The organism is Lawsonibacter faecis, assembly GCF_014287675.1.
In the GTDB taxonomy this organism is placed as follows: Bacteria; Bacillota; Clostridia; order Oscillospirales; family Oscillospiraceae; genus Pseudoflavonifractor; species Pseudoflavonifractor faecis.
The window spans coordinates 79,797-94,446 of record NZ_JACOPQ010000011.1 but is presented as its reverse complement, the minus strand read 5'-3'; the positions used below and the strand labels follow the sequence as shown (position 1 = coordinate 94,446).

13 protein-coding genes are annotated in these 14,650 nt (G+C 61.4%); 7 read left to right on the top strand and 6 right to left on the bottom strand.

Features of this window, described 5'->3' with window-relative positions; all coding sequences use genetic code 11:
- The 4 genes from H8S62_RS13580 to H8S62_RS13565 all read left to right on the top strand — a co-directional run bounded on the left by H8S62_RS13580 (position 1) and on the right by H8S62_RS13565 (position 3,794).
- On the top strand, positions 1-261 hold the full coding sequence (locus tag H8S62_RS13580) for an HPr family phosphocarrier protein (RefSeq protein ID WP_155145814.1): 261 nt from the start codon (positions 1-3) through the stop codon (positions 259-261).
- A gap of 24 nt (positions 262-285) precedes the next feature.
- The gene (gene ptsP, locus H8S62_RS13575) at positions 286-2,010 is read left to right on the top strand and encodes a phosphoenolpyruvate--protein phosphotransferase (protein WP_186919831.1); all 1,725 of its coding nucleotides are present in this window, start codon (positions 286-288) and stop codon (positions 2,008-2,010) included.
- Positions 2,007-2,867 (top strand): Cof-type HAD-IIB family hydrolase, encoded by an 861-nt coding sequence (locus H8S62_RS13570; protein WP_186919830.1) that lies wholly within the window; start codon positions 2,007-2,009, stop codon positions 2,865-2,867. The genes ptsP and H8S62_RS13570 overlap by 4 nt, the downstream gene beginning before the upstream one ends.
- Before the next feature lie 141 nt (positions 2,868-3,008).
- On the top strand, positions 3,009-3,794 hold the full coding sequence (locus tag H8S62_RS13565) for a DeoR/GlpR family DNA-binding transcription regulator (RefSeq protein WP_155145820.1): 786 nt from the start codon (positions 3,009-3,011) through the stop codon (positions 3,792-3,794).
- Positions 3,795-4,114: 320 nt separating this feature from the next.
- Here H8S62_RS13565 and H8S62_RS13560 read toward each other — a convergent pair whose 3' ends face one another.
- The 6 genes from H8S62_RS13560 to H8S62_RS13535 form a co-directional block, all read right to left on the bottom strand.
- Positions 4,115-4,405: a hypothetical protein gene (locus H8S62_RS13560; protein ID WP_186919828.1), complete on the bottom strand. Its 291-nt coding sequence runs from the start codon at positions 4,403-4,405 to the stop codon at positions 4,115-4,117.
- 1 nt (position 4,406) lies between these two features.
- Complete coding sequence (locus H8S62_RS13555; RefSeq protein WP_186919826.1) at positions 4,407-7,337, bottom strand: glycoside hydrolase family 3 protein; 2,931 nt, start codon at positions 7,335-7,337, stop codon at positions 4,407-4,409.
- Between the two features lie 246 nt (positions 7,338-7,583).
- Positions 7,584-8,858 carry an ATP-binding protein gene (locus H8S62_RS13550; protein ID WP_186919824.1) on the bottom strand — a complete coding sequence of 425 codons (1,275 nt, stop codon included), beginning with the start codon at positions 8,856-8,858 and terminating at the stop codon, positions 7,584-7,586.
- Between the two features lie 14 nt (positions 8,859-8,872).
- On the bottom strand, positions 8,873-9,580 hold the full coding sequence (locus H8S62_RS13545; RefSeq protein WP_155145828.1) for a LytR/AlgR family response regulator transcription factor: 708 nt from the start codon (positions 9,578-9,580) through the stop codon (positions 8,873-8,875).
- A 161-nt stretch (positions 9,581-9,741) separates the two neighbouring features.
- Entirely contained in the window at positions 9,742-10,908 is a 1,167-nt protein-coding gene (gene alr / locus H8S62_RS13540) for an alanine racemase (protein WP_155145831.1), read from the bottom strand.
- A 122-nt stretch (positions 10,909-11,030) separates the two neighbouring features.
- Positions 11,031-11,552: a MarR family transcriptional regulator gene (locus H8S62_RS13535; protein ID WP_155145834.1), complete on the bottom strand. Its 522-nt coding sequence runs from the start codon at positions 11,550-11,552 to the stop codon at positions 11,031-11,033.
- A gap of 401 nt (positions 11,553-11,953) precedes the next feature.
- Here H8S62_RS13535 and H8S62_RS13530 point away from each other — a divergent pair, with 401 nt between their 5' ends.
- Genes H8S62_RS13530 through H8S62_RS13520 form a run of 3 tightly spaced genes read left to right on the top strand, consistent with a single transcriptional unit; the run spans position 11,954 to position 14,543 of the window.
- Positions 11,954-12,655, top strand: a complete 702-nt coding sequence (locus tag H8S62_RS13530) for an isochorismatase family protein (protein ID WP_186919823.1) — start codon at positions 11,954-11,956, stop codon at positions 12,653-12,655.
- Positions 12,656-12,657: 2 nt separating this feature from the next.
- A complete protein-coding gene (locus H8S62_RS13525) occupies positions 12,658-13,368 on the top strand; it encodes a cysteine hydrolase family protein (RefSeq protein WP_155145838.1) in 711 nt (236 codons plus the stop codon).
- A gap of 14 nt (positions 13,369-13,382) precedes the next feature.
- Entirely contained in the window at positions 13,383-14,543 is a 1,161-nt protein-coding gene (locus H8S62_RS13520; RefSeq protein WP_186919821.1) for a mandelate racemase/muconate lactonizing enzyme family protein, read from the top strand.
- The last annotated feature ends 107 nt before the right edge of the window (positions 14,544-14,650 follow it).

The following is a 14,650-nucleotide window of genomic DNA, read 5'->3' as shown; positions in this document are numbered from 1 at the left end:
ATGGTCACATTCACCCATACCATTGTAAATTCCACCGGGCTGCACGCCCGCCCGGCCGCCCTGCTGGCCAAGCTCTGCCAGCGCTATCAGTGCGAGATTGTCCTGAACAGCGGCAGCCGCGCCCTCCAGGGGAAGAGCGTGGTCAGCATTCTCTCCGGCGGGCTCAAAAAGGGGACCCAGTTGACGGTCTCGGCCTCCGGCCCGGACGAGGCCGAGGCGGCGCAGGCCGTTCAGGCATTTCTGCAGGAGCTGGGCGAGTAACCAGATCGGAGGGAGGCGAGGGCCGTGGAAGAATTGATGGGACGGACAGGTTCCAGAGGGAAGGGCATGGGCGTACTCCTGCTCAAGGGGGCGGGCCGCCCGGACCCCGCGCCCGAGGCGGCGCAGGACCCCTGCGCCGAGTGCGGGCGGCTGAAAGACGCGGCGGACAGATGCCTGGCGGAGTTCAAGGAGATGGAACAGAACGCATTCCGGCAGGGTGGCGCAGGCGCTGCGGAGATTTTCCAGGCCTATCAGGCTATTCTGGAGGACCCCTACTTTTTGGAGGAGATGCTGGAGCGGCTCCGCCGGGAGCGCCTGCGGGCCGAGTGGGTGGCCTTTGACGCCTGCCGGAGCCTGGCCCGGTGCATGGCGGACAGCGGCGACGGCTACCTGGCCGGTCGGGCCGCCGACTTCCGCATGGTGGGCGGCGCGCTGCTGCGCGCGCTGGCCGGGGAGAACAGCGTGTCCGAGGCCCCCGCCGGGCAGGATATCGTCCTGGCCGCCGACGACCTCTCCCCCGCCGATACCATCTCCATCGATAAGAGCCGGCTGAAGGGAATCGTCATCCAGCAGGGGACGACCAGCTCCCACACCGTCATCCTGGCCAGAACCCTTGGCATCCCGGCGGTTGTGGGTGTGGACGGTCTGCTGGAGCGCTGCACGCCCGGCGCGCTCGTCCTTGTGGACGGAGACGCCGGCCGGGCGGTCCTCTCGCCGGACGCGGAAACCCTGACGCGTTTCACCGGGGCGCTCCGGGCGGACGCCGCGCACAGGGCGCGGATGGAGGCGTCCGCCCGCAGACCGGCTGCGACCAGGGACGGCCGCCCCGTGGCGGTGCGCGCCAACACGGGCGACTGCGAGAGCCTCCGCGCCCTGGAGATGGACGCCTGCGACGGCATCGGCCTCTTCCGCACGGAATTTCTGTTTCTGGGCCGGAGCTGCGCCCCCACGGAGGATGAGCAGTTCGCCGTCTACCGGGAGGCCGTGACGCGGGCGGGCGGCAAGGAGGTTATCATCCGCACGCTGGACGTGGGGGGCGATAAGCAGGCGTCCTACATGGGCCTTCCCGCGGAGGCGAATCCCTTCCTGGGCCTGCGCGGTATCCGCGTCTGCCTGGAGCGGCCCGAGCTGTTTCGGACGCAGCTGCGCGCCATCCTGCGCGCCTCCCTCTTCGGCCCGCTGAAGATCATGTTCCCCATGGTCACAAGCTGTCCGGAGCTGGCGTGCGGCCGCAGGGCGGTGGAGTCCGCGGCCGCCGGGCTGCGGGCGGAGGGCGTTGCAGTCCCGGACCGGGTGGCCGTGGGCGTCATGGTCGAGACTCCGGCCTCAGTGCTCCTGTGCGACCGGCTGGCGGCTGAGGCGGACTTCTTCAGCATCGGCACCAATGATTTGACGCAGTATATCATGGCGGCGGACCGGATGAACCAGCATGTGGCCGCTCTCTACGACGCGGCGCATCCGGCGGTGCTGCGGGCCGTCGCCGCCGTGGCCCGGGCCGGTCGGGCGGCGGGCGTTCCCGTGGGCATCTGCGGTGAGGCGGCGGCAGACGAGGCTCTGGCCCCCCTCTGGGCCGCCATGGGCGTCGGAGAGCTGAGCATGGCAGCAGGCCGAATCGGTGCCGTCAAGGCCGCCCTGCGGGCGTCCGATGCGCGGGCATTGGAATCTTCCCTGCCCGGCCTGCTGGCCTGCAGGGACGGAAGAGAGGTCCGCGCCCGCCTGAAGACGCGCCTTGAGGAGGTGACGCTATGACGCCGGAAGAGAAGCTCTCCCGCATCCGCCTGGTGGTCTGCGACATGGACCGCACCATTCTCCGTACGGACAAGCGTATTTCCCGGCGGACCGTCCGTGCGGTTCACGCGGCGCGGGAATGCGGCGTCGAGGTGACGCTGTGCTCGGCGCGGGTCTTCTCCATGATGGAATACTATACGCATGCGCTGGATATCCGCGCTCCGGCCGTCTCCTGCAACGGCGCCGCCATTGTGGAGCCCGGGACCCGGCGTGTGCTCTATGAAAATCCCGTCCCGGAGGCCGACGCCCTGGAGATTCTCCGGTTCTGCCGGGAAAACGGAATTGATCACGGGGCGCTGGGGCTGAACCACTGGTGGTTCTGCGAAGGCAGCATGCGCGCGGAGGGGTTTACGCTCTATAACGAGGTGGCGGGAGAAAACCGTTACCCGCCCATGCCGCTGGAGCTTTTCGACGCGGAATTTCGCTGTATCCGCGGTGAGAGCATCCATAAAATCCCCATCTGCGAGCGCACGCCGGGCGACTGCGCCCGGGTGGCCGGTCTGGCGGCCTCCCGCCCGGGCCTCATCGCCTTCGCGCCGGAGCCCGGCTACCTGGATGTGGTGACCGCGGGCAACGACAAGGGCGCAGGCGTCACAAGGCTGGCCCGGCTCCTGGATATCCCTCTGGAGCAGGTCTGCGTGATGGGCGACTTTGATAACGACCTGCCCATGTTCGCGGTGGCCGGGCTGTCCGTGGCAATGGAGAACGGGACGCAGCGCGTCAAGTCCGCCGCCGACCTGTGCACCGGCACCAACGACGGCGACGGGGTGGCGGAATTCCTGGAACAGAACATTTCCCGTAAGATCTGGTCCCGGTGAGGTCGGCCGTGCAGAAATCACCCCCGGAATCGGTTGAATGGAAAAGTATTCTATGTTAAACTGAAGAAAAAGCAGAAGGGCCGCCAAATTCATTCAGCCATATCATTGAGTTGTCCGACTACAGTAAGGAATGGGATTCGCATGAGGAACAGCAAGGCCGCTGTAACACAGCGCCGGGAGCACATTTTGGAGCTTCTGAAACGTGACACCAGCATCCGGGTCAACGACCTGGCCGATACCCTGGCGGTATCCCAGCTCACGGTCCGGCGCGATCTGGAGCAGTTGGAATCCGAGGGCAGGGTTAAGCGAATGCACGGCGAGGCGAGGATTATCGACCCCGCCATCCACCTCACCTACCGGGGCGACGAGCATTTGCTCCAGATGCAGGCGGTCGGGGCCGCCGCCGCCCGCATGGTGGAAGACGGCGATACCATTTTTGTCAATTCAGGCCGGACCGCCGTATACGTCATGCAGAACATCAAAAAGCGGGATGTGTTTGTGGTCACCACAAACCTGCGCGCCCTGATCATGGAGCAGAACCCCAATCTGCATATTATGCTGACCGGTGGGGAATTCTCAGACCGCTTTGATTCTCTCGTGGGAGAGTTTGCAGTCAATCCCCTGAATCAGGTGGTCTCGTCCAAGTGTTTTCTGGGCGTCATCGGGATCAGCGCCGCAGGCGGTCTCACGACGTCCTCTCCGCAAAAAATTGTGATTAACAAAACCATGATCGCCCGCTGCAAGGGACCGAAGATTGTGGTGGCGGACGGAAGCAAAATCGGCAATTCCACCAGCTTTTATACATGCCCGGTGACGGATATCTCCTGCCTGGTCACCGACACCAGCGCGGACCCCGAGGAGCTGCAGCGCATTCGAAACACCGGTGTGGAAGTCGTCGTGGTGGACCCCTACGCCCCGGCGCCGTGAGCCGAAGGAGGATCGCCTGCCGAAAAGCCCGCCGCAGAGAAAGCCTTGCAGAGTTTTGCCGTCCGCAGGCGGCGGAATCAAATGAATAACCGTCATTTCCGGGGACATATGCGCCTGGAAAACGATACTTCTCATGACGGATGGGGCGGCTTTTTCCCCAATAAATCGAGCCCCATCCGTCATGCAGCTTTTTAACAAGCTGTGAGGGAGCCCTGTAAGCGATGCTTACAGGGCTCCCTCTTTTTTACCGTCTATTCATGCGCCGGGCGGCTTTCGACGCTGTGGAAAGCCCGTTTCCTGCTGGGTGGGCCGCCGCGTTTTCAGAAGCTCTGTACCGCGAGAAAGGCCACATAGCTGAGTACGGCGTAGGCGACCACGAATACACACGCAGACAGCGCGGCCACAAAGCCCAGCCGGGCGGCTCTTTTCCCCAGGCTCAGCCGTTCCCCCGCCGCCAGCGCCACGACGCCGACGGCAAGGCCGGCCGCGGCCAGGATGACGGCGGGCACGGTGGCGTTCAGGAGGCCCAGAACGACAGCGGCGACAGCGGCAAGCATGGGCAGGCCGCAGGTCACCCCGTCAGGGATAGAGGTTTTTGGTGTTCCGGCCATATCAGTTATCCTCCTTTTTATTTCGTACGGTGCGGACAATCACCAGAGCCCCTCCGGCAGCACAGGCCAGTACGACCACAGCGTCCGCGATGTACAGCCAGGTCATCCACATGGGCGTGACGGGTACGACCTCCGCCGTCTGGGAGACTCCGTTCATCGCCGAGCTGTTGACCACATTGAAGAGGATTCTGTGGGAGGCCCGGCGCAGCGCGTTCAGAAGCGTGGGCCGGGCGGTCAGGTCCTTGACCACATAGTTATCCGCGTTGGTGTTCAGCCACATGTCGTTGCCCGCGCCGATGCCGCTGAGAATATGCATATTGGCGTAGCCGATGTTGGCCGAGTCGGTAACGACCGTGCCGCTGAATCCCCACTCGTCCCGAAGCACGGTGGTCAGCAGAGGGGCGCACGCCCCGGCCCAGTACGCGCCGATGCGCTGGTAGGAACTCATCACCGCCCGGGCGCCGCCCTCCTCCACCGCCATCTCAAAGGGGGCGAGGTAGAGCTCGCGGATGGACTGCTCATTGGCAAAGGAGGAGTAGGAGTGGCGGTTGGTCTCCTGGTCGTTCAGAGCGAAATGCTTGATGTAGCAGTACATGCCCTTGGACTGGGCCCCCAGCACCTGCTGGGCCGCCAGCACGCCGGACAGGAGGGGGTCCTCGGAGTAGTACTCGAAATTCCGGCCCGCGAAGGCATTCCGGTGCATATTGATGGCGGGGGCGTACCAGCCGCTGACGTCGGCGTAAAGGGCTTCCTCGCCGATCATCACCCCCATCCGGCGGGCCAGGTCCTTGTTGAACGCGGCGGCCAGTACGATGGTGGAGGGGTACGCCATACAGCGGATGCCCTCGCTCTCCGCGATGCCGCCGATGCTGGCGGAGATGCCCTGGGGGCCGTCCTGGTCCGTGGCGCCGGGATTGCCCACACTGGGCGTCTCCATGGTGCGCCAGCCGCCCAGCTGGACCAGCTCGAACATCTCCTGGGCCGTCATCTGGTCCAGGAAGGTCTCCCACTGGGAGTCCTCAAATTCCGCGCCCCGGAGGGTAATAAGCTGTATGCCGGTATTCCGGCCCATCACCGGGGCCTCGTCTCCCGGGTTTTCCCGCAGATAGGTCGCCTCGGTGTCCAGATCGTCGATTAGCTGCGGGGGAGCGGTCAGCTGCAGGTGGGTGGGGAAGGTCCCCTCCCAGTCGCTGCGTGAGAGGTAGACGACATCCTCCCAGTAGTGCCTGAGATCCGCAAAGTCGAACTGGTTGGTGATCGCATAGCCGGTGGCGTCGGACACGGCGTAGGTCTCCGCGTCGAAGTCCAGGCGGAATTCCGCCGTCAGGGCCGGGTCTCCCTCCCCCGTCATACCGTCCGCCGCCGTTTTGCCCTTGGCGGCCAGGATATTGTTGACCGCCCGGTGGGCGTCCGTGCCCACGGTCAGGTAGTAGACGCCCTCATCGATGATGAAGGTCTTTGCGTTGTTCGCATCGTAGGATTTAAACCGCTCCTCGCCGACGGTCACGGTCACCGTCTCGCTCCCGCCGGGTTCCAGAAGGGCCGTTTTCTCAAAGCCCACCAGCTCCACCGATGCCTTTTCGATACCGTACCGCCGGTCGTAGTCAGTATAGGGCTTCTGGGCGTATACCTGGACGACCTCCTTGCCGGCCACGTCGCCGGTGTTGGTCACGGTCACCGTGACGGTATAGGCGCCGTCCTCCCGCTCGGCGCGGAACCCGCTGTACGCAAACCGCGTGTACGACAGGCCGTATCCAAAGGGGAACTGAACCGTGGCGGCGTAGTCGTAGCCGCCGGCGTTCCCCTGGCCGAGCACCCGGTCCTCATAGCGGGTCTCATAGTAGCGGTAGCCGATGTAGATGCCCTCCTGATAGGCCACGTACTTGTTCTGGTAGTGGTAGGCGGAGGGCACGCTGAACGCGCCGTAGCGCGCCTCAATTTCCGCCGTGTTGGTATAGGTGTTGTCGTCCGTGTTCAGGGCCGCGGGCGCGGCGTCGGGATGGTAGGCGATGGTATCCGGCAGCTTGCCGGAGGGGTTGACCTCGCCGGTAAACGCCTTGGCCATGGCGTTCAGGCCGCCCTGTCCCACATAGCCGATCCAGAGGCAGGCCTGGATTTTGGAGTAATCCTCCAGCCAGCCCAGCTCCGGCATATTGCCCGTGTTGACCAGCACGATAATCTTGTCGAACGCGGGGTCGTCCTGGAGCATCTGCAGCACGCCCGCCTCGTCGTCGGTCAGGGAGAGAAAGGAGCCGCCGCTCTCGTCGGAGGTCAGGTTCAGGTCGTTTTGCTCGCCGCCGGACCGGGCGAAGACGAAGACCGCCGCGTCGCCGTAGTCCGCGAAGGAGGCCCTGACCGCGTCGGTATACTCCCTGGCGGGACACTCGTTCACCCGGTAGACGCCCTGGGCGTTATCAAAGGGGTTCCAGGACATCCGCTCGCGCATGTACTGCCCGTGGTTTTCCTCATAGAAGCTCCAGAGCGTATCGTTGACGGCATACCCCACCGACTCGAAAGCCTGGCGCAGGGTGGGCACGTCCGCCGTACTGACCTGGCCGGAGCCGGTGCCGCTGTAGAGCATATCCACCGTGGATTCGGAGAACAGGCTCAGTCTCTGGTCCGGGCCCAGCGGAAGGCAGCCGTCCTCATTTTTCAGGAGGACCATTCCCTCCGCCTCAATCTCCTCGCTTACCCTTGCCGTCTCGCCGCCCAGCTCCTCCAGGGTATAGGCGCTTTCAAAGTACTCGGAATCCCCCTGCTCCCCGCCCTCAATGTCCACAATCATGGACATGGGCTGGTTCAGCGCGGTGGAGATGATGGTCGCGAAGCTCATGGCCGTGTTGTTCAAGACCAGCAGCAGCGCAAGGACGAACGCTATCACCGAGCACCAGATTGAGCCGAATGTGACGTTGCGCATCTTCTTTCTCCCCATAAGTATGCCTCCTTCTTTTTGTTCGCCGGGTCCCGTGGGTTCCCGCACATTGTAGCAGGATTTTGCCCGGGCACGCGCTTGAGGCAAAAGGAGCGCCGGGGATGGCAAGGTCTGTTCCGTCCTGGCACAGACAGGGCCTTTTCCGGCACAGATTGCGCGGCGGCGGGGCTCCCGCCCCGGAGAAGGTTCAAGGCCGCCAAAAGCGTTCTTTTGGCGGCCTTGATAAAATGGAATTTTGCGCCCGGCTCAGGCAATGAAGGGGAAGAGGGCGTCCACGTAGAAAATCTCACCCCTCTGCTCCATGCGCAGCTCCGCCCTGTACTTGTCCGCAATCAGGCGCAGGCTCAGTACGCCGAAGCCGTGAAAGTCCCGCCCCCTCTGCGTGACGGGGAAGCCATCCCGGAAGTCCAGCTTTGTCCCGCACCAGTTCTCCTCATGAATCCAGACATGCTCCCCCTTCTTTTCCACGCTGAAAAAGACGTCGCGCTTTTCCGGCTCGGCATCCTTTACGCTTTCGATGGCGTTGTCCAGGAGATTGCCGAAAAAAGAGGCGAGTTCGGCTGTGGACAGGAAATGGAGCAGCTTACCGTCCGCGATGCAGGCCAGCCGGATTCCGTATTTCTCAGCCTGCAGGCTTTTTTCCGTCAACACCACGTCCAGCGTCTCATTCCCGGTTTTTGCAACTGCGTCGCAGATAATGATGGCCCCTTCCACCTCTTCTATCACCGCCCGCCGCTCCTCCGGGCAGTCGATTTTTTTGAGGGCGGCAATCTGGTGCTTCAGGTCGTGACATTTGAGATTAATGACGTCCAGGCTCTCCTTAAACAGGTGCTGCTGCTTTTCCGACGCATAGAGGAGCTGCTCCGCGATCTCCTTCTCCCGCTGGGTGCGCGACTGCTCAAAAATGCGAAACTGTACCAGCAGGAGCAAAATGCAGGAAAGGATTCCATAGAGGCACACGGCCACAACCTGCGTCTCCCCCAGCACATTCTGGGAGAACTGGCTGAGCACGTTGACCACCAGCAGCATGAAGAGGGAAAAGAGCAGCAGCGATTTATCGTTCCGCTCGGTCAGATTCTCCTTCTCATACCGGCGGACGAAGACAAAGTAGAAGAGCAGGCACACCGCCGCCATCATCAAAAAGCTGATGGCGTAATAGCGCAGCTCCCGCCCGGAGGGAAAGAAGCTGATCTCCAGCAGGACCTTCAGCCAGTAGAGCAGGTGCTGCCCGGTGTAGGCGAAGGTGGTGAAGAAAAAGGCCTGAGCCAGCGACGTCTGGAAGCAGTACCACAGCAGCAGGATGACCCAGAGGAAGCACAGGATAAAGCCGCCTGAAAACCACCCCACCCGCGCCACCTCCGTGAGCGTGACGAAGCAGCGGATGGCCAGGTATGGCAGGCAAATGGCGGTGAAGCGCACCCAGAACAGCTTCCGCCGGGCCAAGCGGAGACAGAACAGCAGGCTGAGCACCAGAAGCTGCACGTTGAAGAAGGTACAGAAGTCCAGAATATGGACTGCCATGCGGTAAAAATCCACTAGGCCCGTCCCCCCAGGTACGACATGAACGCGCTGACAAACCGCTTGTAGCGCGGACGGGAGATGTGCAGCTCCCCCGCCTTCAGGTACACGGCGTCCTGTCCAATCCGCATCACGTGCCGCAGATTTACCAGGCAGCCGTTGTTGCAGCGGGCAAAGGCGCAGGGGGAGAGCCGCTCCTCCAGCTCCTCCATCCTGGCCCGCTCCCGGTACTCTCCCATGTCCGTGTGGTAGACGGCATAGTGCTTGACCATCTCCACATAGTACACCGACGAAAGCGGCAGCCGGACAATCTGACCGGCGTCGTTGAGCAGAATCTCCTTCTCACTCCTGCTCTCAATACGCCCCACCGCCTTGGTCATGACGGTGGAGATATTGAAGTAGCTGATTGGCTTCACCGCGAAGTAGAGCGCGTCCACCTCATAACCCTTTACCGCGTACTTCGCCATATTTGTCACAAACACGATACAGACGTTTTTATCCAGCTTGTAGAGCACCTTGGAGGTTTCAAAGCCGTCCAGCAGCGGCATTTTGATGTCGATGAACACGATGTCAAACACGGGCTTGTAGTCGCTGATAAAGGACAGCCCGTCCTGAAATGCGGAAATGGTGACCGGCAGGCCCTTCTCCGCCGAATACCGCTCGATATATTCCCGCAGCTGCTCGACCGCCGGCAGTTCGTCGTCTACTATCGCAATGCGGACCATATACTCCCCTCCCAAGCGGGCCGCAGCACCGCCTGATGCACGGCCGCGCGCCTATTCCGCCGTTCCTGGTGTGCAGATAGGCGGTATCCAGCTTTATTTTCGCAGATTCCGCGCTGTTCTGCAAGGCCTAAAAACGGGAGGGCGCCCGGCGCCCTCCCGTTTTATCCCAGTCCGGCCGGAAGCTTCGAGGCCGCGCCGGGACGCGGGTGGAGATACACCCGCGGAATATGCTCCTTCAGCATGGCAATGACCTCGCAGGGATGGCCCCCATAGAGTTCGGCGTATTCCCGGATTGACACGCCGCCTCCATCCGCTTCGCCGAAGACCGTCACCTCGTCCCCCAGCCGCACGTCCGGTACGTCGGTGATATCTGCCACCGAAAAGCTCATGGAGAGCTTCCCGACAACCTCCACCCGCCGGCCGCGGATCAGCATATGCGCCCCCCTGGTCAGCCCCCGGACAAGTCCGTCGCCGTATCCTACGCCCAATACGGCGACGGTCATATCCCGGGGGGCCGCGTAAGTCATCCAGTAGCCAATGCAGTCGCCTTTCTTCACCTGCTTTATCTGCAGCACCCGGGTACACAGCCGGGCCACACAGCGGGCCCCCAGCGGTTCATAGCCCTTCTCAATGCCCAGATAGGCGGAGGTCAGCCGCGCGAACTGCTGGTGATATTCCGGATGCGACAAAAACAGCATGCTGCTCTCGCAGTGCATAGGCAGACATATCCCGATTTCCGCCAGGAAGTCTCCGAAAGCGGAAAACCGCTCCAGCTGTTCCACGTTCAGATGGTCGAGGGCCGGGTCCTGCATACCGGATATGTGGGTCATAAGCCCCTCGTTTGTAAGGTGCGGCAGGGCCGTCACCCGCCGGATATCCTCCCGCGCCTCCTCTTCCCGCCCGTTTACTGGGATGCCCAACCGGTTCATACCCACATCCACCTTGATGTGGGTACGAAGGCGGCCGCAGGGCGCCGCCGCCCGCTCCAGGAGCAGCGCGTGCTCCAGATCCACCACGGGGAGGATGATATTTTCCCGTATCGCCGCCTCCACGCTCTCCGGCGCCGCAGGGCCCAGCAAAAGGATGGGCTCACGGATGCCGGCCCGGCGCAGCGCCAGTGCCTCCGCCATGTCGGCAGTGGACAATATCCGGCACCCGCAGGCCGCCAGCTCCCGGGCAATCTCCACTGCCCCAAGCCCATAGCAGTTGGTCTTTACCACACCGATAGGCGTACACCCGGGACCCGCCAGTCCCTCCACAATGGCCGCATTGCGGCGCAGTTTTTCCAGATCGATCTCCAGCCAGCAGCGTTCTTCTTCCAGCCTCATGGTGATGGCCGCACCTTTCCGCCGCAGTCCGGGGCGTCGGCGGGGATCAGCCGCGACGCCTCAGATGCGGCACACGTGATCAGCGGGGATTTTGATTGGGCCCATATCAGTCGGCAGACAGCCTATACCGTGTGCTCATCTGTCTCCCCGTCCTCCGCCTCCTCAGCGAAAGACGCCTCGTGGTTTGGGTCCATTTGGTTGGCCAGCTTCAGATCCAGATACCCGTTGTACAGATTCATGAACCGCAGGACCACATCCATTGTCTCCTCATCCAGGGTACTGAAAAAGCTCTGGTCCCGCAGCTCCCAGTAGCGGTGCCTCGTCCGGTGCTGACGAAATATCTCCCGGCCGTAGGGGGTAAGCTTGTAATAGATCTCCTTCTGGTTGTCCGGCAGCTGGTAGGACACCACCGCGTCCTTACTCAGAAGCTTGCGCAGAACCTTGGAAATGGCTCCCCGCGTCATATTCATTTGCTCGGCGATCGCAGAGGCGTTGGGCCGCTTGGTTTTTCCAATGCAGTCAATGCAGTTGAGCTCCGAGTTTCCATATCCCTGCAGGATCTCCCGGGAATGCATTTTCAGCAGCATGTCATTCGTATTGGCCAGGCGCAAAAACTGTTTCAGAAGAAGGTCACCCTTCGTCATGTCGGCTTCCTCGCTTTCTTCCTCATTCAATGGTTCATCACTGTATTTATACCATGATTTGTGCCTTCGCGCAAGAGGTCAGCACCGTTTTTTGTTTCCTTGTCTTTCGTTGTTTCTCTGTGTTCTTTGGAATCAATTTTATTTTACTGTATTTTGTTTGTTTTTGTCAAAATACCAAGTAATCATTCTTTTTTGACCATATATATACTAATTTATATTTCATTTTTATTAAATATGCTCAAATTTTTCGCGTTATTTTTTGTATCCCAGGAAATTAAATTGTTGACTTTTCTATATAGTTCGCTTAATATTTAAGTCACAGCCCGCGCTTTTAAAATAAAATAAGTTCCCAGGAAACAAAGCAATGACTCCACGCTGCGATTAGAAAGGAGCATGTAATCATGCCAAAAACCACGCTGACAGCAAAATTTATACGCATTCCCGTGGACGGAGGCCGAATCCGCGTTGCGCCGGCCTTTGACGACTTTCTGGAGAGCGACAAAATGGTCGTTCTGGAACTGGGAATGCAGAGGGGCAACCTGGGTCCAGACTATTTTGAAGCGGAAAAAAGCAAGCAGCACATATCCCGCGTCAATCACTTCAACGCCGTCTGCCGCCAGTGCGGCATCCCGGTCGTTCACATCGGGCATCAGTTCCGTCCCGGCGGGCTGGATCTGGTCAGCGCCCAGCATCTCCGTATTACGCCGCTCTCCGGCAAGAGGCCCTTTCCCAACCCCGCCATGGAGGAGGGGAGCGCCCTGTGCGAATTCGCCACCGAAGTGGAGGCCGGAGATCTCACCCTTCTCTCCGCCAAACGGCATAACGCCTTCGAGGCCACGGAGCTGGAGTTTCTGCTGAAAGTCATGGGCCGCCGCATCGTCATTCTGGTCGGCGCCGGGCTCGACTGCCTGGGTATGGGCACGGGATTTGCGGGAATGTGCAAGGACTATAAAACCCTGGTGGTGGAAGACCGCTTCCTCCCCTATTTTGAGGATTTGGGCGAAGAGTGCGCCAGGGCCTGCACAATGTTCATCGGGCTTGTGGTCCGCGCCGACGAGCTGACGGACGAAATCCGCGCCGGCGCGAACGGAAAGGAGTCTTAACCATGCCTTATACGGATATGAAGATCAATCTTAACGGCAGGATGGTCTCCCTGCCCCAGGGCTTTGACGACTACCTCGATCTCAGCCGCGCGGTCATCGTGGAGCTGGACATGCACGGCGGCCATCTGGACCCGGGGCCGGACTGTCCCGCCCCCAGCCCCAGGGGGCGGGAGATCATTGACGACGTCAACCGCTTCAACGACGCCTGCAGGATGCTGGGCGTACCCGTCATCCACATTGTGAACACCTACCGCTCCGGTGATTTTGAAGGCCGGGAGTCCGGTTGGCGGCGGATTACCGAGGGCCACTACTCCATGCTCCCCGGCGATATGACGTCCTGCACCAGGCACTACGGCAACCTGGGCCTGGAGGGTACCAAGTGGGGTGCTCTTGTGGTGGAAAACAAGCCCGGCGACATCGTGGTGAACACCAAAAAGCGCGTCACTGCCTTCGAGACGACCGATCTCGACCTCATCATGCGCGCTTTGGGCCGGGATGTTATGGTTATCACCGGGATTATGACCAACTGCTGTGATCTGTGCACAGCCTACTATGCGGGCAGCAAGGACTACAAGGTCGTCCTCTGTATGGATATGACCCGCGGCTCCAGCCCTGCCGACGAAGCTGCCGCCGGGCTTATGATCTCCCGGTACATCGGGCTGAACACCAACTCCGGGGAGCTGCTCCGGGAGTGGCGGGCCCAGAAGTCCTGAAAGGAGTCTCATCCATGAAAATTACCGGTATCAGGACCTACTGGCTGAAGCTGCCCTACGCCAAGCCCTTTGAACCCACCTGGTATCCCGGAAGGAAAGAGACCCACCAGCACATCCTGCTGGTCCGCGTCACTACGGACGAAGGGCCGGAGGGCTTCGGCTGCGGAGAATTTCCTTTTGGGCTCACCCCCACCTACATGCAGTTCATCCAGGACATGATTGCCCCCTGGCTCATCGGCCAGGATCCCATGATGATTGAGAAGCTGGCGGCCCGCATGAAAGGCGACGGCCGGCTGGCGCCCCGACCATGGGTGGTGGAAAACGCCCTGTGGGATCTCATGGGCAAAATCTGCGGCCAGCCCACCTACAAAGTCATGGGCGCCTACCGGGATAAAATTCCCGCCTACGCCGCCATGTGTGAACTGCGCAGCGACGAGGAGCGCCGGGAGGATGCGCTTCGCCTTCTGGAGGAGGGCTTCCGGGCCGTAAAGCTCCGCCTGTTCATGCCGACGATCAAAGAAGACCTACACATTGTAGAAAACATCCGCAGGGCCGTGGGCGATCGGATGACCATTATCTGCGACGCCAATCAGGGCCCCGTCCGGGACCGGAACTTTGAGGGCCGCTCCCCCTTCTGGACCTATCAGCGGGCGCTGGAGACCGCCAGGGAGCTGCGGGATCTGGATGTTCTCTGGCTGGAGGAGCCTCTGGATCACTATGATATTCACGGCATCCGCCGGCTGACGGAGGCCACGGATATCGCCATCGCCGGGGGTGAGATTATGAACGGCATTCAGGACCACGCCATGCTCATCGACAACGACTGCTACGACATTTACATGCCGAACATCACCCTCTGCTGCGGCATCAGCCAGGTGCGCAAGGTCGCGGCCATGGCCGAGCACCACGGCAACAAGCTCTGCAACATCCACGGCTGGGTGCCCGGCACGGGCGTGGCCGCGGTGCTGGCCACCATCTGCTCCTACCCCAACGCAACATGGATGGAATACCCCCACGATCCTCCGGCCATTGGCCCTGAGAGCTTCCAGGGCATCGTAAAAGAGCCTCTGCGCATCTGCAAGGCCGACGGCTGCATTCATGCGCCCTCGAAGCCGGGCTTTGGCGTGGAGCTGGACGAGGATAAGGTCCGGGCGTATACGGTTATGGAAAAATAAGCTTCATATCGTTTCCGACCATCAAACCGAATCAGAGCTATGTCGGCCCCTGTTCCACCGGCAGCCCATCGACAAATACTGCTTCCCCGGCATTATCACGACACAGC

Bases quoted from the DNA above. Each gene is read 5' to 3' on its own strand.
- H8S62_RS13580 (WP_155145814.1), top strand. From the start codon at position 1: ATGGTCACATTCACCCATACCATTGTAAATTCCACCGGGCTGCACGCC.
- H8S62_RS13570 (WP_186919830.1), top strand. From the start codon at position 2,007: ATGACGCCGGAAGAGAAGCTCTCCCGCATCCGCCTGGTGGTCTGCGAC.
- H8S62_RS13565 (WP_155145820.1), top strand. From the start codon at position 3,009: ATGAGGAACAGCAAGGCCGCTGTAACACAGCGCCGGGAGCACATTTTG.
- H8S62_RS13560 (WP_186919828.1), bottom strand. From the start codon at position 4,405: ATGGCCGGAACACCAAAAACCTCTATCCCTGACGGGGTGACCTGCGGC.
- H8S62_RS13555 (WP_186919826.1), bottom strand. From the start codon at position 7,337: ATGGGGAGAAAGAAGATGCGCAACGTCACATTCGGCTCAATCTGGTGC.
- H8S62_RS13550 (WP_186919824.1), bottom strand. From the start codon at position 8,858: ATGGCAGTCCATATTCTGGACTTCTGTACCTTCTTCAACGTGCAGCTT.
- H8S62_RS13545 (WP_155145828.1), bottom strand. From the start codon at position 9,580: ATGGTCCGCATTGCGATAGTAGACGACGAACTGCCGGCGGTCGAGCAG.
- alr (WP_155145831.1), bottom strand. From the start codon at position 10,908: ATGAGGCTGGAAGAAGAACGCTGCTGGCTGGAGATCGATCTGGAAAAA.
- H8S62_RS13535 (WP_155145834.1), bottom strand. From the start codon at position 11,552: ATGACGAAGGGTGACCTTCTTCTGAAACAGTTTTTGCGCCTGGCCAAT.
- H8S62_RS13530 (WP_186919823.1), top strand. From the start codon at position 11,954: ATGCCAAAAACCACGCTGACAGCAAAATTTATACGCATTCCCGTGGAC.
- H8S62_RS13525 (WP_155145838.1), top strand. From the start codon at position 12,658: ATGCCTTATACGGATATGAAGATCAATCTTAACGGCAGGATGGTCTCC.
- H8S62_RS13520 (WP_186919821.1), top strand. From the start codon at position 13,383: ATGAAAATTACCGGTATCAGGACCTACTGGCTGAAGCTGCCCTACGCC.